Source organism: Pseudomonas sp. IT-P258 (assembly GCF_949767825.1).
Classification (GTDB): Bacteria; Pseudomonadota; Gammaproteobacteria; order Pseudomonadales; family Pseudomonadaceae; genus Aquipseudomonas; species Aquipseudomonas monachiensis.
On the sequence record NZ_CATKPU010000054.1, the window covers coordinates 334543 to 355546 of the forward strand.

Here is a 21004-nt window from a genome sequence, read left to right on the forward strand (position 1 = left end):
TGGATTTTCAATCTTCGGGGGTAGAAGGGCCCTTACGGGCTTTTGAAAACCGGCGTGATCATGGGGCGACGGTTGTCCTGCAAGCGATGCCTGTGTCAGCCACTGCGACATCAACCCAGCAAGCGCTCAGACTGCTCCAACGGCAATGAGCACTCTGCGTATTTGAGCTGAGGTGATCCGATAGCATTCAACGGCGATAGGGAACTGTCGCAGGTGATTTTTCGAGAAGAAGATTGTTGAGCCTTAGGCTGGGGGCATCCTTTTCAAACCATCCAAAGCATGCCCTCAGATATGCCCCCATGTAGCAATTTTCTGGAAGTGGATGGATCTCCATGGTCTATGAAAAGGCAGAAATGATCAGCTAAACAGCCTGCCCGACAACGCCTAAAGACTCTCAGGGTCGCCGAAGAACATCTGAATCCGCGAACGCAACCAGCGTTCGCCCGGATCATTATCCTGCGAACCACGCCAAGCCATGTGCAACTCGAAACTGCGCACCGGCAGCGGCGGATCTTCAGCCCGCACACCGCCCGCGGCGGTCAGTGCCTCAGCTGTGTAGTCCGGCACCGTCGCCACAATATCTGTGCCCGCGAGCAGGGTGCTCAACCCGTTGAACTGCGGCACAGCCAGCACCACATGCCGTTTGCGCCCGAGTTTTTCCAGTTCTTCGTCAATAAAGCCGCTGAGGTCGCCGGCGAATGACACCAGTGCATGGGGGCGAGCGCAGTAATCATCCAGGCTCAACGGCCCCGGCACGGTGTCGGCGCGCAACAGCTTCGGCTGGCTGCGGCGCAGTACCTTGCGCTTGGCGTTGGCCGGCAGGTCGGTGGTGTAGCTGACACCGATGGAGATCTCGCCGGATGCCAGCAGTCCCGGCATCAGGATGTAGTTGACCCGACGCACCACCAGCACGATCCCCGGCGACTCGGCACGCAGGCGCTTGAGCAGCATGGGCAGCAAGGCGAACTCGACGTCGTCCGAAAGGCCGATGCGGAACACGGCGGTACTTGTGGCAGGATCGAACTCGGCCGCACGGCTGACGGCGGTGGAAATCGAATCCAGTGCCGGCGAGAGCAGGGCGAAGATCTCGACCGCTCTGGCGGACGGTTCCATGCTGCGGCCGGTACGCACAAACAAAGGATCATCGAACAACCCGCGCAGGCGCGAGAGCGCCGCACTGATGGCAGGCTGGCCGAGGAACAGTTTTTCCGCAGCGCGGGTCACGCTGCGTTCGTGCATCAACGTTTCGAAAACGATCAACAGGTTCAGGTCGACACGACGCAGGTCATTACGATTCATCTGGAGTCCTGGCAGAGTCAGCAAACTTGACGTGGGCGGCCATATGAGAACAATGGCCAGCAGGAATATTACGGGGAAAGGCTGGTACTCTGCACCGGGTAATTCAGTTTTTCCTACATAGGCTGCTTCGGTTTCTTACGACATTTGACGATGTTGCCGCCGCTGCGGAATCAATGACAGGCATGTCGACTATTAATAGCCACAGATAGTGTTGGGTTGAAAGCCCAGCTAGAGTTCAAGGCATTAGAGGTTCATTTGGCGAGGTTTGCGATGTCCCGCACGATCCGTTTTCACAAGTTTGGTCCAGCCGAGGTGCTCAAATGCGAAGAGCATGCGACGGCTCTGCCTGCACCGGGCGAAGTGCAGGTGCGCGTCGAAGCGATCGGCATCAGTTGGTATGACACTCTCTGGCGCCAGAACCTGGCCCCGTCCCATGCCCGTCTGCCTTCAGGCCTTGGCCAGGAGATGGCCGGTATCGTCACCGCTGTCGGTGATGGCGTCGATGACCTGGAAGTCGGTGACAAGGTCGCCAGCTTCCCGGCCCAAAGCCCGAACGACTACCCGGTCTACGGTGAGCTGATCGTTCTGCCACGCTCGGCGGTCACCCGTTATCCGGATGTGCTCAGCCCGATTGAAGCCAGCGTGCACTACACGCCGTTGTTGATTGCCTATTTCGCCTATGCCGATCTGGCACGGGTCAAGCCCGGGCAATTCGCCCTGGTGACCGACGCCAGTCATTGCGCCGGACCTTCGTTCGTACAACTGGGCAAGGCCTTGGGTGTTCGAGTGATCGCCGCGACCAAGACCGCGGAGGAACGTGAATACCTGCTGTCGCTGGGTGCCGATAAAGTGATCGTCACCGAGGAAGAAGATCTGCTGATGCGGATCAACAAGATCACCGATAACCGCGGCGTGGACGTGGTGTTCGATGGTTTGGGCGGTCCGCAGATGTCGTTGCTGGGCGATGTGCTGGCACCTCGCGGCAGCCTGGTGCTGTACGGCCTGCAAGGTGGCAACCAGACGCCTTTCCCGGCCTGCGCAGCGTTCCAGAAAAATATTCAGTTCTTCGTCCACTGCATTGGCAACTTCACGGGCAAGCCGGAACTGGGCATCACCCAGGACCAGGCCGCACTGCAACGTGCCTTGCGCGACATCAATCAGCTGACCGCCGACCGCGTTCTGCTGCCGCTCAAGACCCGGGTCTTCCCGTTTGCCGAGTTTGTCGAAGCACACCGCTACATGGACGAATGCCCGTGTCGCGAACGGGTCGCGCTGCAGGTCGAACCGGCGTAGCACTTATCCAACAGTCCTCCCAAGAGTCCGTGCCCGCACGGACTCTTTCGTTTCAACCCCCCCGAAACCCGTCGATCCGCAGGCCGGTCCAGCAACTGAACTGGTTTTTGCCCGTAATCTGTAGCTTCTAATCAGCCACTAAGCCCTGATAATTGAATGATTACTTTCATCTCAAGGAATGAGTCATGGCTGGGTATCAGGCTGGAACTTTTCACTGTGCGCCATCGGTGCAAATCTGCAAATTAGTTGGTTGTTTTTTAGTTGCCAAAAAGACAGCGACAACTTTCTTCCTTATTTCTTGTATTAAGTGTCTGTGGGACCTTGTCGGACATTTCCTAGGACTCCCGTTTAAAACGAGCAAGCCCTTGCCAGCTGGGCACTCCGGCCTTTCCTTTGTCTTTAAAACGAGGGGGCGCTGCGAACGTTTCAAATAATTTCAAGAAAATTCAAGTGTTAGCATTTGGCAATAAAGTCCATGACTCCATTCGCGCCGACAGTCCAACGGGATTTGCTGTCTGCACGATATTGAACTTACGAGTATCAGGTAAATAAAGATGACCAGCATCCATGACCAAGCGATGAACTATGTCTATCAACAAGTGCTGCAGCGATTACTGGGTTTTTTCTCCCGGGCCGAACGCACTGCATTGCAATTGTTGATTCAGCGCCTGGCGGTAGCGGCCGGGGGCATGGAGCGCATTGGCGATTACAAGGTGTTGGCGATCCAGTCCGGGGCTCGTGACAACTGTTACACGCTGGCGCTGTTGCGTGCTGCGCAGTTGACCATTGCTACCCGTACACCGGCGACATTCCAGTTGCGCATCGCCTCGTTACGGTTGAACGGAGCAAACTGCGCGGCCGTGGAAAACATGCACCGGACCAACAGCGCATTGTTTGTCTATGACGATCCCCGGGTCGAGGTGTTGATGGTCGATGATCGGGAGGTATTGCCGTTCAATCATCTGACGCCGGTCTCCGACGCCGGTCGCGAGTCCGGCCGCCTGAACCTGCTGCTGATCGGCCATCGCCGGGAATGGCGCGGCGGGTTCGACCTGTGGGATGACGGTTATCTGGCCACGGGAGAGTTCTACGGACAAATCGCCCGCTGGGACGGAGGTGTCGACGCGTTGCTCATCAGTGACACGCCGCGTCAGCAGAAGCAATTCATCGAGGGTTTGAAACGTGCCGCCACCAAGGCCGGGCTGCAGTTTTCCCACACGGGCGAGGCCGGTTATGCGGGGTTGTTTGCATTGCTCGATGAACTGGGCAGCGACTGTTATCAGGGGTTCTACGCCGATTACGCCCAGGCCCCGTGGCGTCCGCAAGAGCGCTTCGAGACCTGTCGCCGTACGGCCTGCATCGACATTCACGATTTGCTGGTCAGCAACCTGGAAGAACGCTGGCCAATGCTGACTGAATTTCTCGGCTTCCAGCCCGACGAACTGTCCGCGCAGATCAGCGATAACGAGTTTGTCAGCCCGTCGATCTCGGCGCACGTCAGGGGGTTGCAAGCGTGCTACGTGCAGGGCCGCAATTACGAATCCGGCATTGCGCAATACCTGCAACGCGCCCTGGTGATGATGCGCCGCAAGCGCTTGCCCGAGCGTTTGTGCGAGCAGGCCATCGAGGTCTTCGGCAATCCGGCGACAATGACCGAACTGCGCGCCCGGGCGGCAGCCGAGGCGCAAAAGAACCTGGGCCTGAGCGAAGCACAACTGGTGTGCCTGCTGTTTTCGCCTTTTATCGATAAAGGCGCGGGGCTCGAGCCTTTTCTGCGTCAGTGCCATCCGGGCATGCTGGTGGCCATGCCCGAGTTGCACAAGGCCATGCAGGGGCACCCGGTCGCCGAACAGATCATGCAATGGATGATTGATGTCAGTGGATTACCCCTGAGCCTGATTGGCCAGCTTTACCGCATGGAGTGGACGCCCGCAGTCGATGGCGGGGCGCCTGGGGCAATCATCCAAAGGGCTGCGTCGCACAATACGCCGGACGATCCTGACGCCGGCATCACGATGGAGGATGAATGGTCAGCGGGTCACTGAGCGTGGGCGGATTTTCAGCCAGCGTGGCTGGCCTTCGCCGATGAAAGGTCCACGAGAAACGGATTTCGCCTATCAGGCGGTTTATCGATACCTGGTCAGCCTGATCAACGAGTCTGAAGGGGATTCGCGCATCCGCCTGCCGTCGCTGCGGCATCTGGCTGAGCGCCTCAATGTGTCGATTTCGACCATTCAGTACGCTTATTCGCTGCTGGAGAAAGAAGGGCGCGTCTATTCGGTGGCCAAGTCCGGCTACTACGCGTTGCCGGTGTCCTCGATCAACCTGCAGGACAGCGGCAGCGACTTGCTGGAAGCGGTCTACGTCAATGCCAGGCGCCCGGGGATGCTGGTCCTGAGCGCCGATGAACCGGCGTTGCTGCAACCGCTCGACAGTCCTTTGTTGCTGCTGGAGAGGGAGTTGCTGCGCCAGTATCCCCGCCAGCCGCAGTCGCCTTCGCAACCCTGCGGCGAACTCGAATTGCGTACCGCCCTGGCAGCACGCTACACCACGTCTCCCATGCGTTACTGGCACGCCGACGATGTCTATATCGGCGCTGACCTGCGCGGTGTACTGGAAATCCTGATCGCCGTGCTGGGCTTGAAAGACGCCACGGTGGTGGTCGAATCGCCGTGCGACTGGACGATCCTGCGTTTGTTCCAGGCCGCCTGTGTGCGGGTGATCGAATTGCCTGTGCAAGCCGATGGTGGCCTGGACCCGGAACGGTTGAAAATGCTCCTGGATACCGAGCCGGTAAGGCTGGTGCTGTTGTCATCGGCCCTCAACATGCCCCGTGGCAGCCTGGCGCCTGACGACAACAGGCAGACCATTGCCCGACTGTTGGCCGCGCACGACAGCTGGGTGCTGGAGAACGACTGTTATGGCGAACTTGGATTCGACCTGGGCGGCGTGCGCTTTCGAGACTTGCTGGACCCTGAACGGCTGATGGTGTTTTCCACGTTCGAGAAAATCATCGGGCCGGAAGCGCCCTATGGCTATCTGCTTTCAAGGCATTTGAGCGCTGATCTGCAACGGCACTTTCTGCTGCGTTCCTTCCGACTCTCGCCGATTCGCCAGAAAGCCATCGCACGCTTGTACAGCAGCGGTCGCATCGATCAACACCTGCTGGTGCTGCGGCGGCTGCTCAATGAACGCAAGAATCAACTGACCCAGTTGTTGCAGGAGCGCTTGGGTGATGCCTTGCGTTTCGTCGAGCCAGAAGGTGGTGCAACGGTCTGGGTGCGCTCTTTGCGTCGGGTCAATGTCCGTCGTGTGTTCCAGCGTCTGCTGGCGCATCAGGTGGTCATTGCACCGGGGGAGCTGTTCAGCCTCCACGGTCTGCACGGACAGCATTTTCGCCTGAGCCATACCTTCGGTGGCGATCACAACCTGGCGGCCGCGCTGGGACTGCTGGGGGATGCGCTGCGCCTGGAATCGATCGAGTGAGTGACAAAAAATAACAACCGCCACTGTGTTGGATCGATCCCATCGCCTTGCGGTCCAACTGCCAGTAAACTGCGACCCAACTCCTGAACCACTCTATTCCAGAGGTTTTGCATGACACTCAGTCCTTTTGCGGGTAAACCGGCACCGGCACAATTGTTGGTCGACATCCCGCGACTGGTAACGGCCTATTACACCGGCCAGCCTGATGCCGCGATTTCGACCCAGCGCGTTGCCTTCGGCACGTCCGGGCACCGGGGCAGCTCGTTCGACTTGAGTTTCAACGAGTGGCACGTGCTGGCGATCAGTCAGGCGATCTGCCTGTACCGCGAAGCTCAAGGCATCGACGGCCCGCTGTTTGTCGGCATCGACACCCACGCACTGTCCACGCCGGCCGGCGCCAGCGCCCTCGAAGTACTGGCGGCCAACGGCGTGACCGTGATGATCGCCGAAGGTGACGAGTACACGCCGACACCGGCCATTTCCCATGCGATTCTCTGCTACAACCGCGGACGCACCAGCGGCCTGGCCGACGGCATTGTCATCACGCCGTCCCACAACCCGCCGCAAAGCGGTGGCTATAAGTACAATCCAACCAACGGTGGCCCGGCCGATACCCACATCACCAAGTGGATCGAAGCCAAGGCCAACGAACTGCTGGCCAACAAGCTCGCTGGCGTCAAGCGCATCAGCTACGAGCAGGCACTGAAGGCCGGCACCACCCATCGCCACGATTACCTCAACACCTATGTCGCCGACCTGATCAACGTGATCGACTTCGACGCCATCCGCGACGCCAAGCTGCGCCTGGGTGTCGATCCGCTGGGTGGAGCAGGGGTGCGCTACTGGTCGGCGATTGCCGAGCATTACCGCCTGGACCTGGACGTGGTGAACAAAGAGGTCGACCCGACCTTCCGCTTCATGACTGTCGACTGGGATGGCCAGATCCGCATGGACCCATCGTCCAGCCACGCCATGCAAGGCCTGATCGGCCTGAAAGAACGCTTCGATGTGGCGTTTGCCTGCGATCCGGACCACGACCGCCATGGCATTGTCACCCCGTCCGGTGGCTTGCTGGCGCCGAACAACTACCTCGCCGTGGCCATCGACTACCTGTTCCAGAACCGTCCGCAATGGCGCGCCGATGCTGCCGTGGGTAAAACGGTGGTCAGCAGCGGCCTGATCGATCGCGTGGCCAAGCGCCTGGGTCGTCGCCTGTACGAAGTGCCGGTCGGTTTCAAATGGTTTGCCGATGGTCTGTTTGACGGTTCCCTGGGTTTCGGCGGTGAAGAAAGCGCCGGTGCCTCGTTCCTGCGCAAGGACGGCGGCGTCTGGAGCACCGACAAGGACGGTTTGATTCCGGCCTTGCTGGCCGCCGAGATGACCGCCCGCACCGGTCGCGACCCGAGCCAGGCGTACCGTGCCTTGACCGACGAACTGGGTGAGCCGTTCTCGGTACGGGTCGACGCCAAGGCCAATCCGGAGCAGAAGGCGCTGTTGAGCAAACTCTCGCCGCAACAGGTCACCTCGACCCAGCTGGCCGGCGAGCCGATCCAGAGCATCCTCAGCCACGCACCGGGCAATGACCAGGCCATTGGCGGCCTCAAGGTCATGACCGAGAACGGTTGGTTCGCGGCGCGTCCGTCGGGCACGGAAGACATCTACAAGATCTACGCCGAAAGCTTTGTCAGCGACGACCACCTCAAGCAACTGGTGGCCGAGGCGCAAACGCTGGTCGATGGTGCCATTTCCGCGAAATAAACACACAACCCTGCAGCAACTAAAAAGGGGCGACCATTCACGGCCGCCCCTTTTTTTGTGCCGCCCGGCATTTACCGAATCAGGCCAGATCCACCAGAACAATCTCGCTGTCCTCGATGGCCGTCACCCGCAGCACTTGCTCATCGGCAACCGCTACACCGTCTCGAGCTTGTACACGCAAGCCATTGACTTCAATGATCCCGGTAGCCGGCACCAGGTACGCACGACGCCCCTTGTCCAGCGGGTATTCGGCAGACTCACCGGCCTTCAGATTGGCCGCTACCAGCCGGGCATCGGCGCGAATACGCAGGCTCTGGTCGTCGCCTTCCTTGCCGCTGGCCAGGGTGACAAAGCCTTCGCGGTCGCCTTTCGGGAACGGCTTGGCGCCCCAGGACGGCGCCAGGCCGGACTCGTTCGGGATGATCCAGATCTGGAAAATCCGGGTCGGCGTCGCTTCCAGGTTGTACTCGCTGTGGGCGATCCCGGTGCCGGCACTCATGACCTGGACGTCACCGGCTTCGGTGCGGCCCTTGTTGCCAAGGTTGTCCTGGTGGGTAATGGCGCCTTCGCGGACATAGGTGATGATTTCCATGTCGCGGTGCGAGTGTTGCGGGAAACCGGTGCCCGGGGCGATCACGTCGTCGTTCCAGACCCGCAGGTTGCCCCAGTTCATGCGCTTGGCATCGTAGTATTCGGCGAACGAAAAATGATGGTGGGCATCCAGCCAGCCGTGGTGAGCGCCGCCGAGGGAGTTGAAGGGTCTGAGTTCAAGCATGATCGTCTCCAGGAAAGGTTCGTCATGGGGCCAGGTGCCTGAGCCACGAAGCGAGACCGGTGAGTGATGACGGCCATCATCCAACAGGTAACAATCGATAAAAAGCGTAAAAAATGCAGCATTCCCATCGAATGGATTGATATAAAACGAGCTCGAAATTTTGTCATCCAGCTTTCACTTCATCGCATAAGCCAATGAGACATAAGCAATTGACTAGAACTCGACGGCAAATGCAGACACCATAGCGCCCAACAGCCTCACACCCTGGAGTCAGTCCGCGTGCCGCAACACACCCCCGATCTTCCGCCTGAACTTCGCCCCCTGGCAGAGATGCCGCTGATCAAGCGATTGCTCGCCCGATTCTTCGGCTACAGCCTGACCCGCCTGCACGCGCAGCATCGTGCGTCGTGGCTGCATGGCCAGGCCGACGGTTTTCGCAGCGGTCACAGCGCCGGGGTCGATTACGGCTACAAGGAAGGCAAGCTCGAAGGGCTGGAAGAGGGCCGGCAGGTCCTGCTGATCCGTGACTCCCGTAGCACTGAACACCGACCGCCGAATGTCGATGACCTGCTGTTCGACGATTGGCGCCTGCCGTTGAGCGCCGAGTTGAAGAAACGCATGAAGGCCGATGTCGCCCGCTTGTTGCCGGCCCATGCCCAGCCCAGCGCCGCACAGTGGAAAATGATCTTCAGCGATACGCCGTCCACCTCGGTGATCGCGGGTGCCGGTGCTGGCAAATCGACCACGTTGGTGCTGCGAATCCTGCTGTTGACCCACTACCTGGGCTTTGAACTGAGTTCGATGACGGTGGTGACCTTCACCCGCGAGTCGCGCAAGGACTTCATCAACAAGCTGATCGAACTGTTTGCGCTCTGGGGCCGCGCGATCAGTTTCAAGGAGGCACGTGATCTGGTACGCACCTTTCACTCGCGGATCCTGCCGATGGTGCGCAGCCTTGCGGGTTTCGAGCGTTTGCAGGCTTTCGAGAACCTCAGCCTGCGGGCCGCACAGGGCGATGAGGAGGCCGACAGCAATCCGTTCGATCTGCGCATCAACGACGCTCAACGCCAACAGCTCAACGCCTGCTATCACCGCCTGCACAGTGTCGATGAGCGTTTTCGCGAGTTGATCAAGCCACTGTCCCGGCATGCCCTGCAACTCAAGGAACTGGAGCGCGATCACCCCGATGTGCAGAAACGCATGGGGGTTACCGAACTGGCGGCCAAACGCGATGAAGAACTGTGCGATGCCATCGAGGACCTGTGGTTTCGCGCCGGTGCCTGGCCGATCAAGGGCATTGAACCGAATCGCCAGTCGTTCGATATCAACGGTTCGACATTCCATTGCCACGGCCACATCCCGTCCCTGGATGCCTGGGTGGTGCTGGGGTTCGATCCTCGGGAAAACCCGCAGGTTACGCGACCGAACGCCAAGCTGACGGTGCGCGCAGAGTGGGCAGTAAAGCGCACCCTGTTTCAAGCTTTCTGTCGTAAGCCTTTGATATGGCTAGATAGTTACGAATCATCCAGACGTGTTCTGGCCTCGCTTGCCGGCGATGCCAGCGCCGGGCCGGGCTTCGATTACAAGGTCAAGGGCGAGCTCGCTTCCGCGCCGCTGCTCGATTGCTTTGTCGCCGCCGCCGGGTTCATCGAAAACCTCGGGCTGGATGTGCCGAGCGCGGTAGGCCAGATGAGTTTCGCCAAGGACGATCCCGACCGGTTCTTCTTCGAAGCCTTGAGCCTTTATTGGCGGGCGCTGGAAGATCACTTGCTGGATCAGAAGCCGCCGATCATGACCTACAACCGGATGTTCGCCCTGTTCAGCGAGCATTCGCCGGAGAACCTCAAGCTGCTCGGCGATGAGCTGCTGCGGCCGCTGTCGCACCTGATGATCGATGAATTCCAGGATGTCTCGCCGCAGATCGTCTCCTGGATCAGGGCCAGCCTGGCAGAGATCCGCAGTCGCGGGCCGGCCATGCACGTCGGGCGCGGCGCCCAGCGCTCCTCGCTGCTGTGTGTGGGCGATGACTGGCAGTCCATCTACGGGTGGCGCGGCAGTTCGCCGAGCTACTTCATGGAGTTCAACAAGGAGTTTCCGTCGCCGAGCACCACCAAGGTCATGCTCAGCGACAACTACCGCAGCCACCAACACATCATCGATGCCGCCGAGCACATCGTGCGTGCAGCACCGGCGATTGCCGGGAAGAAAGCCAAGGCCAGCGGCGAACCCAAGGCGTTGCTGCCGGTGAACGTCCACGATCGTGATGACCAAGGCATGGCCCAACGCCTGATGGAGCATTACCGAAAGGGCGATTCGATCTTGATGCTTTATCGAAAAAGCAGCGATAAGTTATTGATAGAAGAGCATATTCAGTCTGTAGTTAATGTTGATTCTAGCTTGCCGTATGAGGCTCGCAGGCTCAAGCAACTGACCTATCACAGTGCCAAGGGCCTCCAGGCCGATGCGGTGTTTTTGCTGGGCGATTGCCAGCACCTGACCAGCTCGCCTTACAAGAATCAGGTTTACCGCATGGCGGGCCTGGGCAAGGCAGGTGACAGCGAACCCTACGACAACGCCCAGAAGGACGAGATCCTGCGGCTGGCCTATGTAGGGATTACCCGCGCCGTCAGCCATTGCTACTGGTACGTTGACGCACAAGACACCCAGGCCGCGAACATGCCCAAGGCTTCCGACCGGATCGGCAAGGGCAAGGCGTTCTTTGTCGACCATCGGCAGGGCAAAGCTTCTACTTGAGCGATTGTTCACCCACAAAAAAGCCCACCTGACGTGGGCTTTTTTGTGGGTGTTCAGCCTTCAGGCATAACTTCTGAGGGCTTGTGGTGGTACGAAAGCTTCAAGTTCATCCTCCACCGCTTCGATTATTCGCTCTACATCCGCGGCATTCATGACGGTGGCGCACGGAATGCCGGCAATGGCGATCATGGTCTCGCCAGTGGCACGATCAAACAGACGGGCAATCATGCTGCCCGGCGCGTCCATGCTCGCCTCGAAACCCATGGGATGAAAATGCCAGCGCATCAGCTGGCAGGCGTTTGGAAACGTGACTTTGCTGAACCCTTTATTCATGTGTTGCCCACCTTCATTATCGAGCGCTTCCTTTAGCTCATGGTAGGAGGGAAGAACCTTCATTGGTTCAACCAGTGACAGGTTTTAAAAGTAGCATCCGGTTGTGAAAATATTGTGGATTTTTCAGGTCGTTTGGCGATTGCCAACGTTTTTTTTGATCCAGCTCACGCTTGTCGGCCATTTGCGGGCGCCTGCCATCATCGGTTAGTCGTTGAACACAAAGCGCAAGTTGGGCAAGCTCGGTGTTTTTTCGTCGAGATGTTCAATGCACGCCGATGATGATGGCCCGCTGCAAACCCAGGCCACGGGCGAGACGGTCATGCGCTATCACTTGCGCTGGAAGCACCGGGATCTGGACGGCGTCATGGCGCTTTATCACCCTGAGGTCCAGTACAACGATTTCTTCCAGAACAAGCTCATGGGCCTGGCTGAATTGCGCGAGTACGTACGCAGCAGCATGCCCCGGGACCCGGATGAGGCGCTGGAGCATTCCGACCGCATTCGACTGGACGGCAATACCGCGTTCATTCAGTACCGCATCACCCTGCGCGGCGGTGAAGGGTTGGTGTCGTTCCGCGCCAGCGAAGCGATCACCGTCAAGGACGGGCTGATCTGGCGGGTCAATGAATATGCTTCATTGGTGCATGAACAACCCGGCAGTAAAACGTCCGGCAACCATCGCCCGGCGGTCAGCCGGCTCGGCCTGTCGCCGCGCCAGTTGAGCTTCATGGCCGATGACCTGCAGCAGTATTTCCAGGGTCAACAGCCATATCTGGACCCGGATCTCGATCTGCAACGGGTGGCGAAGGAGTGTGGCTACAGCCGCAACCAGATTTCCTACCTGTTGAACCAGGTGCTGGGCCAGAGCTTCTACCGCTACGTCAACCAGGCACGCCTGCAACATTTGCTTGCGGCGCTGGATGCCGCCACACCGCCAGTGCGCATCGATGAACTGGCCTTCGCTGCCGGATTCAATTCGCTGTCGGCGTTCTACAGCTGTTTCCGCCAGCATACCGGCCAGTCACCCAAGGCTTACGTCAAACAAATTTCTTTGCGTGCACGCGCGCAAGACAGCGCCTGAGCCCACGCACTAGGATCGACGCCATCGAAGTTTGAGTGGCGGAGTCTTGCATGCCGGCGTGGCGCACTATCAGTTTGTGGATGGACCAGCTCGACGAGCCGCTGTTGGCGCGTCCGGCGCTGGAGCGGGACCTGGATGTCGACGTCGCGATCATCGGCGCGGGCTACACCGGGCTCTGGACCGCGTACTACCTCAAGCAGCACAAACCAGACCTGAACATCGCCATTGTCGAAGCGCAAACCGCCGGTTTCGGCGCGTCGGGGCGCAATGGTGGCTGGCTGATGGGTAATTTGCTGGGGGAGGATCGCCTGCTGGCCAATCTCTCAGCCGAAGAACGACGTGCCTCCTACGATTTGCTGCACAGCATTCCGGATGAAGTGGAAATTGTCCTCGAACGAGAGGGGATCGACTGCGATTACCGTAAAGGCGGGGTGCTGTATTGCGCCGCACGCTATCCGGAGCAGGAGGCCAGCCTGCGTCATTACCTGGACGATCTCCACCGCCAGGGCCTCAACGACAGCCACTATCGCTGGTTGAGCCCGGAGCAACTGGCGCAACAGATCCGCGTCGCGAAACCTTACGGCGGCATCTACGCGCCGCACGTGGCGACCATCCACCCGGCCAGGCTGGTACGGGGGCTGGCCCGGGCGGTGGAGCGGCTGGGCGTCAGAATCTACGAAAACAGCCCGGTCACCCATTGGCAGTCCGGCAGCCTGCGCACGGCGAAAGCTTCGGTGCGCAGTCGCTGGGTGGTGCCGGCGGTGGAAGGCTACTCCGTGACGCTGCCGCCATTGGGGCGTTACCAGATGCCGGTGCAGAGCCTGATTGTCGCGACCGAGCCATTGCCCGCGGCCACCTGGGACGAAATCGGCCTGAGTCGCGGCCAGGCGTTCAGCGAGGCCAGTCGCCAGGTCACCTACGGTCAACGCACCGCTGACAACCGACTGATTTTTGGCGCCCGTGGCGGCTACCAGTTCGCCGGCAAGCTGCGCCACGACTTCGACCTGACCGCTGACGAAATACAGCTGCGGCGCTACCTGTTCGGCGAACTGTTCCCGCAGTTGAAGAACGTGCAGATCACCCATTCCTGGGGCGGCAACCTGGGCATGTCCCGGCATTTCCAGCCGCACATGCTTTGCGACCGGGCCAACGGCATTGCCCTGTCTGGCGGTTATGGCGGGGAGGGCGTTGGCGCCAGCAACCTGGGGGGCCGCACGCTGGCTGACCTGATCCTGGGGCGCGACACCGAACTGGTGCGCCAGCCGTGGGTCATCCCCCAGCGCGGCCTCGACGCACTGCGGGCCTGGGAGCCGGAGCCAATCCGCTGGCTCGGCTACAACGCGATCATCCGCAGCTTTGTCCATGAAGACCAGACCCTGGCCAACCCGGCCACTGCGCCCTGGCGGCGCAAGCTGGCCAGCGGGGTCGCCGGTTTCATGGAAGGTTTCATGCACTAAACGCGCTTCTACATCGACAGGTATTCCCATGAGCATCACGCAGTTCAAGAACACCGCAACCCTGAAACTGGACGAATCCAATCCGGTCGCCGTGCCCCTGGGCACCACCGTGGCCGTGGCGTCGACCACCAGCGTCGAACGCGACGACGGCGTCGAGACCGGCGTCTGGGAGTGCACCCCGGGGCGCTGGCGGCGGCAGATCGTCGCCCAGGAATTCTGTCACTTCATCCAGGGCCGCTGCACCTTCACCCCGGACGGCGGCGAGCCCCTGCACATAGAAGCCGGCGACGCACTGATGTTGCCGGCCAACAGCCTGGGCATCTGGGACATCCAGCAAACCGTGCGCAAGACCTACGTGCTGATTTTTTGAGTTTTCAATTCTTTGAAATTTGAAAGCTGATCCTTTGATTGCCTGCCAACAAAAAAAACTACAGGAATCGACCCATGATCCGAAAGACACTGACCCTGGCCCCGCTGATGCTCGTGGCATCGATCAGCCAGGCCGCCGAAACCGTCAAGATCTACAACTGGTCGGATTACATCGCGCCAGACACCACGAAAAACTTCCAGAAAGAAACCGGCATCGACGTCACCTATGACGTCTATGACAGCAACGAAACCCTCGATGGCAAGTTGATGACCGGCAAATCCGGCTACGACGTGGTGTTCCCGTCCAACCACTTCATGGCCCGGCAGATTGAAGGCGGCGCGCTGAAGAAACTCGACAAGAGTCAGCTGCCGAACTGGAAGAACCTCAACCCTGTGTTGCTCAAGGCGTTGCAGACCAACGATCCGGGCAACGAGCATGGCTTCCCGTACCTGTGGGGCAGCACCGGCATCGGTTACAACATCGCCAAGGTCAAGGCCGTGCTGGGGGACAACGCCCCGGTGGACTCCTGGGACCTGATTTTCAAGCCCGAGAACATGCAGAAGTTGCAGAAGTGCGGGGTGGCCATCCTCGACAACGGTCCGGAGCTGCTACCGGCGGCGTTGAACTACCTCGGGCTGCCCCATCACAGCAAGAACCCGGAAGACTACAAGAAGGCCGAAGCCCTGCTGATGAAGGTGCGGCCGTATGTCAGCTACTTCCACTCGTCCAAGTACACCAGCGACCTGGCCAATGGCGATATCTGCGTCGCGGTCGGCTTCTCCGGTGACATCCTGCAGGCGGAGAACCGCGCCAGGGAAGCCAGGAATGGTATCGACATCGGCTATTCGATTCCCAAGGAGGGCGCCGCGATCTGGTTCGACATGGTTGCCATGCCGGTCGATGCCCCGGATGAAAAGGCCGGTTACGCCTTCATGAACTACCTGCTGCGCCCGGACGTCATGGCCGGCATCAGTAACCATGTGCATTACGCCAATGGCAATGAACAGGCCGACAGCCTCATCGACCCGGCCATCAAGAACGACACCAAGGTGTACCCAAGTCCGGAAATGATGGGCAAGCTGTTTGCCCTGGAAGCCATGCCGTTAAATATCGACCGGATTCGCACACGAGTGTGGAACAAGATTCGCACCGGCAGCTGAAACCTGGTCAGGCATTCGGGACAGGACGTCCCGTTGCCACCCTTATCAGCTGACCGGCTCGGCTGCGCAACTCATCTGGCCTGAGCCGGGTATCTGGAAAAACACGTCATCGCCGAGTTGCCAGAAGCTGTAGCTGCCTTTGTAGTCCTTGCCCGTGTACTGGGTTCCGGAATTGTTCGGCACCTGGTTCAAGGTCACCGAGGTGTTGGCCCATTTAAGGAGCACCACGCCCGGTTCGACCGTAAAGAAGGTCGCGGCAACCAATGCGTTAAACCCCGCGCAACGATAAGCCAACGGCCCTTCGGTGAGCCTGCTGGGGTCCTTGGTTCGCGCAATGGCCGAACCCTGGCGCAGTTGGAACGCACGCTCGGCATAACTTCGGATGACGCACGCCTTGTCTTGCGGCCCGCCACCACACTGGTTGCGTGACTCAATCCAGAATCGCTGATCAATCTCGACTTTATTCGGGCGCGGCACTGAATGGTCGTCAGAGAGTGCCAGGAGATAAAGGCGATTGAGTTCCAGATCCATGCTCGCCAGTTGGGCGTCATGACAGATAAGCCTTTCGGCGGAGGCCTGGGGATTGGCGCAATCGAAACTGGTTTTGTACGTTGGCAAGGGCCTTGGCTTTGGTTTTGCCTTTGTGGCGGCATCACACAGGCTCGCCGTCACGCACGTGCTGACGGCGAGCACAGAGGCCAGAAGTGGCATGACCATTTTCATTTCGGCGTCACCTGAGTCTTTGCGTGAAGCCCGTATTGCAACGCCTGTGTCGAAGCGCTGCACAGTCATTCGGTCGCACGGGGTCTATCGAGTGTAAAGCAGTGCTCGAAACCTGCCACATCGTGCCAGGAGAAACGTCAGTCTTCCTCACGAATCGTCGCCACTTCATCGGCCCTGACTTTCACCATCGCTCCGGAAATGTCCTCAAACTCAAAGAACCCGTCCTTGGTTTTGGTCTTCGGCATGTCCTTGGTCAGGTATTGAGTGCCGTTCTGCAGCGTCACCACCGTTGGCGTCGAGCAACCGGCCAGCGCCAGCAGGGCCGCTGCAGCCAGGGGCAAGCCCAATGTCTTGATGTCCATGATCACCTCCCGTTCGTTTAAAGCAGCGCCATCAGCCCGAGGCTGTCACTGCATCTGTATGGCGGTTGGTGCCGCCAGGGGGCAGAAAGTTCTACTGCCCGGGGAAAATTCCGTACAGCGCCGCCATTTATCCTTTTCCGATTGCGCCACGCGGCGTGGAACTGGTATCTGTATGCATAACCAGTACCCCTCGACATGGCCCATTTTCCAGTGACCGCAAATCCCCTCGACGACCCGTTCTACTACTTGAACAACTTCATGCAAGTGCTTGATTGGCTTGAGCAGCGCTTTGCCGATGTGCTGAGCGTCGACGAACTGCGTTTCATTAATCAGTTTAAGCGGTTGCCCCGTGAATCGCAGGCACTGCTGGTCAGAATGGTCATGCGCAAGGGCGTTCATTTCAGGGTGAGCAAACTGCATTACGAGGAAATCGGCGATACCGGCAGCGCCGTCGGGCCGCTGTTAGCGCTCGGTTGGGTCGATGAGCGAATGCCGTTGACGGTCGAAGCACTGTTCGAGGTGCTGCTCAAGGGTGAAATCCTCCAGGCCTTTGGCCCGGCAATCGATCAACCCAAAGGCAAGAAAGCCGATTGGTTGCCAGCGCTGTGCGAGCAGTTTCCCCAGGTAAAAAGCTTCAACGACTGGTGCCCGACCCTGGACGAGCGCCTGTTCAGCCTGACCATCATGCAATTGTGCGATCGCCTGCGCCTGATGTTTTTCGGCAACCTGTATCAGGACTGGTCGGAGTTCGTGCTGGCGGACCTCGGTATCTACACCTACGAAAAAGTCGAATTCTGCGCCGAGTCCCGTGGCTTGCGCAGCCGCGAAGACGTGGATGCCTGCGTCCTCCTGCACGCGTACCAGCAACAATTCGAAGCCGGTGAAGCGCTGGAAGAGGTGGCCGAGCGAATCAAGGGCCTGGCGCTGGATAATCCGTGGTTGCAACGCCGGCGCGGCAAGCTGTTGTTCCAGATGGCCCAGTACTGCGAACGCATCGCGGATTTCTCCATGGCCCTGAGCCTGTACCGCGAATGCGCTTATCCGGGTGCGCGGGCGCGGATCATTCGCGTGCTGGAACGCAGCGGTCAGTTTGAGCAGGCCATGGACCTGGCCGAGCAGGCCGAACAGGCACCGGAAAGCGCAGCCGAACTCCAGCAGCTGCTGCGTGTGCTGCCACGCCTGCGGCGCAAGCTCGGCGGGCCGCCCATCAAGCGGGCAGCGCCTCGGGCAATGCAGCGTCTGGACCTGCAATTGCCCAGGACAGACCCGGCGTTATCGGTGGAGTTCTACGTTCAGGCGCATCTGGGGCAAGAGTCGGCACCGGTGCACTATGTGGAAAACAGCCTGGTCAATTCACTGTTTGGCCTGCTGTGTTGGCCAGCGATCTTCGCGCCGTTGCCGGGGGCGTTTTTTCACCCATTCCAGCGCGGGCCGGTGGATCTGCTCAGCGAAGACTTCCAGGTCCGCCGGGCCGAACTGTTTCAGGCGTGCCTGGCCGAACTTGACGACGGGCGCTACCGGCAGACCATTCGCGAACGTTATGCCGCCAAGTGGGGCGTGCAGTCGCCGTTCGTGTTCTGGAGCGTGCTCAGCGAAGAGTTGCTGGAACAAGCCCTCGATTGCCTCCCGGCCGAGCACCTCAAGCACTGGTTCAACCGCCTCTTGCTGGACATCAAGGCCAATCGCGCCGGCATGCCGGACCTGATCCAGTTCTGGCCGCAGCAAAAGACCTACCGCATGATCGAAGTCAAAGGCCCGGGCGATCGCCTGCAGGACAACCAGTTGCGCTGGCTGGAATTCTGTCACGAACACCAGATGCCCATTGCCGTGTGCCATGTGCAATGGACGGAGCAGGGCGATTGAGCTACAGCATTGCGGTGCGGGCGCTGTGCGAGTTCACCGCCAAGGTCGGCGACCTCGACCTGCGCTTCACTCCGTCACCGACCGCACAGGAAGGTATCGTCGGTCACCGTACGGTGGCCTCCCGGCGCAGCGAGGGCTACCAAAGCGAAGTCGCCCTTGAGGGCCAGTATCAGACCTTGACGGTCAAGGGCAGGGCGGATGGCTATGACCCCGGGCAAAATTGCCTGGAAGAGGTCAAGACCTACCGCGGCGACTTGAGCAAGCAACCGGCCAACCACCGTCAATTGCATTGGGCCCAGGTGAAAATCTATGGCTGGTTGATGTGCCGGAAACTGGATCTGGCTCGGATCAATCTGGCTCTGGTGTACTTCGACATCGTCAGCGAAAAGGAAACCTGCCTGGTCGAGCCTTTCGACGCCATCGAGCTGCAACAATTCTTCGAGCGGCATTGCGCGCTGTTCCTGCAATGGGCCGAACAGGAAGTCGCCCATCGTGAAGGGCGCAATCTGGCCGCCCAGGGCCTGGCCTTTCCCCATGCCGGTTTTCGACCAGGGCAGCGCCATCTGGCCGAATCGGTGTTCAAGGCCGTCAGCACCGGGCGCTGCCTGATGGCCCAGGCGCCTACGGGCATCGGCAAGACCCTGGGCACCTTGTTCCCCATGCTCAAGGCCCTGGCGCCGCAGCAACTGGACAAGGTGTTCTTCCTCACGGCGAAAACCCCGGGACGGAAACTGGCCCTGGACGCCGCGCAAGTGATTCTTTCCAGCGCCAATGCGCCCCCATTGCGGGTGCTGGAGATCATCGCCCGGGACAAGGCTTGCGAGCACCCGGACAAAGCCTGCCACGGCGAGTCCTGCCCACTGGCCCGGGGTTTCTACGATCGCCTGCCCGCCGCACGGCAGGTGGCCAGTCAACTGAGCCTGTTGAACCAGAGCGCCTTGCGCGAGGTTGCCCTGGCGCACGATGTCTGCCCGTATTACCTGAGCCAGGAAATGGCGCGTTGGGCCGACGTGGTGGTTGCCGACTACAACTATTACTTCGATTTCAGCGCGTTGCTGTTCGGCCTGGCCCAGGCCAACAACTGGAAGGTCGCTGTGCTGGTCGACGAAGCCCATAACCTGGTGGAGCGGGGCCGGCAGATGTACAGCGCCAGCCTCGATCAGGCGACCTTCAACGGCGTGCGCAAAACCGCGCCCGACGTGCTGAAAAAACCGCTGCAGCGGGTCAACCGCGAGTGGAATGCCCTGCATAACGCACAAACCGGCGCCTATCAGGCCTATGACAAGGGGCCGGAAAAGCTCCTTCAGGCACTGTCATCGTGCAGCGCCAGCATCGGTGACTACCTCAACGATCACCCTCAGGGCCTGGACAGCGCACTGCAGGGGTTTTACTTCGACATGCTGCATTTTTGCCGGGTCGGCGAACTGTTCGATGAGCAGTTCCTGTTCGACATCAGCAAGCGCGACCTCGAGCGCCAGCGCAGCCTCTCGCAACTGTGCCTGCGCAATGTGGTCCCCGCCGGGTTCATCCGCCCGCGCCTGACCGCCGCGCGCAGCACGGTGCTGTTTTCCGCGACCCTCAGCCCCCGGCACTATTACGCCGATCTGCTGGGAACACCGGCGGACACCGTGTGCATCGATGTCGAGTCGCCGTTTCACGCCGATCAACTGCAGGTGCACATCGTCGACCAGATCTCCACGCGGTTCGTACATCGCCAGGCGTCTCTGGAACCAATCGTGGACTTGATCGCCAGGCAGTTCTGCGAGCGCCCCGGCAACTACCTGGCGTTTTTCAGCAGTTTCGATTATTTGCAGCAGGTGGCGCAGTTGCTGGCCGAGAAACATCCGCACATCAGTCTGTGGTCGCAGTCCCGAGGCATGGGCGAAGCGCAGCGCCAGCAGTTTCTCGAGCAGTTCCACGCCGACGGCCAGGGCGTCGGCTTTGCGGTACTGGGTGGGGCCTTCGGTGAAGGCATCGATTTGCCCGGCGGCCGGTTGATCGGCGCGTTTATCGCCACGCTGGGGCTGGCGCAGCTCAATCCGGTGAACGAGCAACTGAAACGACGCATGGCCGCGATTTTCGGTGCCGGTCATGACTACACCTATCTTTATCCTGGTGTGCAGAAGGTGGTGCAGGCTGCTGGGCGGGTGATCCGTACGCAACAGGATCAAGGGGTGGTGATGTTGATCGACGACCGTTTTGGCGAGAGCAAGGTCAGGCAGTTGCTGCCGCGTTGGTGGGCTTTCCAAAATCCCGGTATGACCCATACTCCAGTGAAACCATGAGGCGG

Annotated in this window: 16 protein-coding genes; 11 read left to right on the forward strand and 5 right to left on the reverse strand. The window is 59.9% G+C overall.

Translation table 11 applies throughout. The features are described from left to right. Positions 1 to 384: 384 nt before the first annotated feature. A complete protein-coding gene (locus ACM6G4_RS20065; RefSeq protein ID WP_414914456.1) occupies positions 385 to 1299 on the reverse strand; it encodes a LysR family transcriptional regulator in 915 nt (304 codons plus the stop codon). A gap of 270 nt (positions 1300 to 1569) precedes the next feature. On the opposite strand from ACM6G4_RS20065, the gene ACM6G4_RS20070 reads away from it, so the two are divergent. The 4 genes from ACM6G4_RS20070 (at position 1570) to pgm (ending at position 7836) form a co-directional block, all read left to right on the forward strand. After that, complete coding sequence (locus tag ACM6G4_RS20070; protein WP_056724755.1) at positions 1570 to 2592, forward strand: zinc-dependent alcohol dehydrogenase family protein; 1023 nt, start codon at positions 1570 to 1572, stop codon at positions 2590 to 2592. A 554-nt stretch (positions 2593 to 3146) separates the two neighbouring features. Further along, positions 3147 to 4637, forward strand: a complete 1491-nt coding sequence (locus tag ACM6G4_RS20075) for a hypothetical protein (RefSeq protein ID WP_414914457.1) — start codon at positions 3147 to 3149, stop codon at positions 4635 to 4637. Between the two features lie 40 nt (positions 4638 to 4677). Then, entirely contained in the window at positions 4678 to 6078 is a 1401-nt protein-coding gene (locus ACM6G4_RS20080) for a PLP-dependent aminotransferase family protein (RefSeq protein ID WP_223541244.1), read from the forward strand. A 111-nt stretch (positions 6079 to 6189) separates the two neighbouring features. Beyond that, on the forward strand, positions 6190 to 7836 hold the full coding sequence (gene pgm, locus ACM6G4_RS20085; protein WP_414914458.1) for a phosphoglucomutase (alpha-D-glucose-1,6-bisphosphate-dependent): 1647 nt from the start codon (positions 6190 to 6192) through the stop codon (positions 7834 to 7836). Positions 7837 to 7915: 79 nt separating this feature from the next. On the opposite strand, the gene ACM6G4_RS20090 is transcribed toward pgm, so the two are convergent. Next, entirely contained in the window at positions 7916 to 8611 is a 696-nt protein-coding gene (locus ACM6G4_RS20090; protein ID WP_056724761.1) for a pirin family protein, read from the reverse strand. A gap of 279 nt (positions 8612 to 8890) precedes the next feature. Between ACM6G4_RS20090 and ACM6G4_RS20095 the strand changes: the two genes are divergently transcribed. Continuing rightward, positions 8891 to 11365 carry a UvrD-helicase domain-containing protein gene (locus ACM6G4_RS20095; protein WP_414914459.1) on the forward strand — a complete coding sequence of 825 codons (2475 nt, stop codon included), beginning with the start codon at positions 8891 to 8893 and terminating at the stop codon, positions 11363 to 11365. Between the two features lie 60 nt (positions 11366 to 11425). Here ACM6G4_RS20095 and ACM6G4_RS20100 read toward each other — a convergent pair whose 3' ends face one another. After that, positions 11426 to 11698, reverse strand: coding sequence for a DUF1652 domain-containing protein (locus ACM6G4_RS20100; RefSeq protein ID WP_008050083.1), 273 nt, complete (start codon positions 11696 to 11698; stop codon positions 11426 to 11428). Between the two features lie 265 nt (positions 11699 to 11963). Here ACM6G4_RS20100 and ACM6G4_RS20105 point away from each other — a divergent pair, with 265 nt between their 5' ends. From ACM6G4_RS20105 to ACM6G4_RS20120, 4 genes are all read left to right on the forward strand, one after another. Then, positions 11964 to 12779: a helix-turn-helix domain-containing protein gene (locus ACM6G4_RS20105; RefSeq protein WP_223541226.1), complete on the forward strand. Its 816-nt coding sequence runs from the start codon at positions 11964 to 11966 to the stop codon at positions 12777 to 12779. 50 nt (positions 12780 to 12829) lie between these two features. Next, positions 12830 to 14236, forward strand: a complete 1407-nt coding sequence (locus ACM6G4_RS20110) for an NAD(P)/FAD-dependent oxidoreductase (RefSeq protein ID WP_414914460.1) — start codon at positions 12830 to 12832, stop codon at positions 14234 to 14236. 28 nt (positions 14237 to 14264) lie between these two features. After that, the gene (locus ACM6G4_RS20115; protein WP_056724769.1) at positions 14265 to 14606 is read left to right on the forward strand and encodes a cupin domain-containing protein; all 342 of its coding nucleotides are present in this window, start codon (positions 14265 to 14267) and stop codon (positions 14604 to 14606) included. Between the two features lie 74 nt (positions 14607 to 14680). Next, entirely contained in the window at positions 14681 to 15766 is a 1086-nt protein-coding gene (locus ACM6G4_RS20120; protein ID WP_056724771.1) for a polyamine ABC transporter substrate-binding protein, read from the forward strand. A gap of 45 nt (positions 15767 to 15811) precedes the next feature. Here the strand turns inward: ACM6G4_RS20120 and ACM6G4_RS20125 are convergent, their stop codons facing one another. After that, the gene (locus tag ACM6G4_RS20125) at positions 15812 to 16489 is read right to left on the reverse strand and encodes an MliC family protein (RefSeq protein WP_056724773.1); all 678 of its coding nucleotides are present in this window, start codon (positions 16487 to 16489) and stop codon (positions 15812 to 15814) included. A 137-nt stretch (positions 16490 to 16626) separates the two neighbouring features. Next, positions 16627 to 16851: a YgdI/YgdR family lipoprotein gene (locus tag ACM6G4_RS20130; protein ID WP_056724775.1), complete on the reverse strand. Its 225-nt coding sequence runs from the start codon at positions 16849 to 16851 to the stop codon at positions 16627 to 16629. A gap of 195 nt (positions 16852 to 17046) precedes the next feature. Here ACM6G4_RS20130 and ACM6G4_RS20135 point away from each other — a divergent pair, with 195 nt between their 5' ends. Beyond that, the gene (locus tag ACM6G4_RS20135) at positions 17047 to 18714 is read left to right on the forward strand and encodes a VRR-NUC domain-containing protein (protein ID WP_056724777.1); all 1668 of its coding nucleotides are present in this window, start codon (positions 17047 to 17049) and stop codon (positions 18712 to 18714) included. Further along, positions 18711 to 20999, forward strand: a complete 2289-nt coding sequence (locus ACM6G4_RS20140; RefSeq protein WP_056724779.1) for an ATP-dependent DNA helicase — start codon at positions 18711 to 18713, stop codon at positions 20997 to 20999. Before ACM6G4_RS20135 ends, ACM6G4_RS20140 begins: the two co-directional genes overlap by 4 nt. Positions 21000 to 21004: the final 5 nt, after the last annotated feature.

What these genes read in the sequence shown, in the direction of transcription:
- ACM6G4_RS20065 (WP_414914456.1), bottom strand. Translation starts at nt 1,299, where the DNA reads ATGAATCGTAATGACCTGCGTCGTGTCGACCTGAACCTGTTGATCGTT.
- ACM6G4_RS20070 (WP_056724755.1), top strand. Translation starts at nt 1,570, where the DNA reads ATGTCCCGCACGATCCGTTTTCACAAGTTTGGTCCAGCCGAGGTGCTC.
- ACM6G4_RS20075 (WP_414914457.1), top strand. Translation starts at nt 3,147, where the DNA reads ATGACCAGCATCCATGACCAAGCGATGAACTATGTCTATCAACAAGTG.
- ACM6G4_RS20080 (WP_223541244.1), top strand. Translation starts at nt 4,678, where the DNA reads ATGAAAGGTCCACGAGAAACGGATTTCGCCTATCAGGCGGTTTATCGA.
- pgm (WP_414914458.1), top strand. Translation starts at nt 6,190, where the DNA reads ATGACACTCAGTCCTTTTGCGGGTAAACCGGCACCGGCACAATTGTTG.
- ACM6G4_RS20090 (WP_056724761.1), bottom strand. Translation starts at nt 8,611, where the DNA reads ATGCTTGAACTCAGACCCTTCAACTCCCTCGGCGGCGCTCACCACGGC.
- ACM6G4_RS20100 (WP_008050083.1), bottom strand. Translation starts at nt 11,698, where the DNA reads ATGAATAAAGGGTTCAGCAAAGTCACGTTTCCAAACGCCTGCCAGCTG.
- ACM6G4_RS20105 (WP_223541226.1), top strand. Translation starts at nt 11,964, where the DNA reads ATGCACGCCGATGATGATGGCCCGCTGCAAACCCAGGCCACGGGCGAG.
- ACM6G4_RS20110 (WP_414914460.1), top strand. Translation starts at nt 12,830, where the DNA reads ATGCCGGCGTGGCGCACTATCAGTTTGTGGATGGACCAGCTCGACGAG.
- ACM6G4_RS20115 (WP_056724769.1), top strand. Translation starts at nt 14,265, where the DNA reads ATGAGCATCACGCAGTTCAAGAACACCGCAACCCTGAAACTGGACGAA.
- ACM6G4_RS20120 (WP_056724771.1), top strand. Translation starts at nt 14,681, where the DNA reads ATGATCCGAAAGACACTGACCCTGGCCCCGCTGATGCTCGTGGCATCG.
- ACM6G4_RS20125 (WP_056724773.1), bottom strand. Translation starts at nt 16,489, where the DNA reads ATGAAAATGGTCATGCCACTTCTGGCCTCTGTGCTCGCCGTCAGCACG.
- ACM6G4_RS20130 (WP_056724775.1), bottom strand. Translation starts at nt 16,851, where the DNA reads ATGGACATCAAGACATTGGGCTTGCCCCTGGCTGCAGCGGCCCTGCTG.
- ACM6G4_RS20135 (WP_056724777.1), top strand. Translation starts at nt 17,047, where the DNA reads ATGGCCCATTTTCCAGTGACCGCAAATCCCCTCGACGACCCGTTCTAC.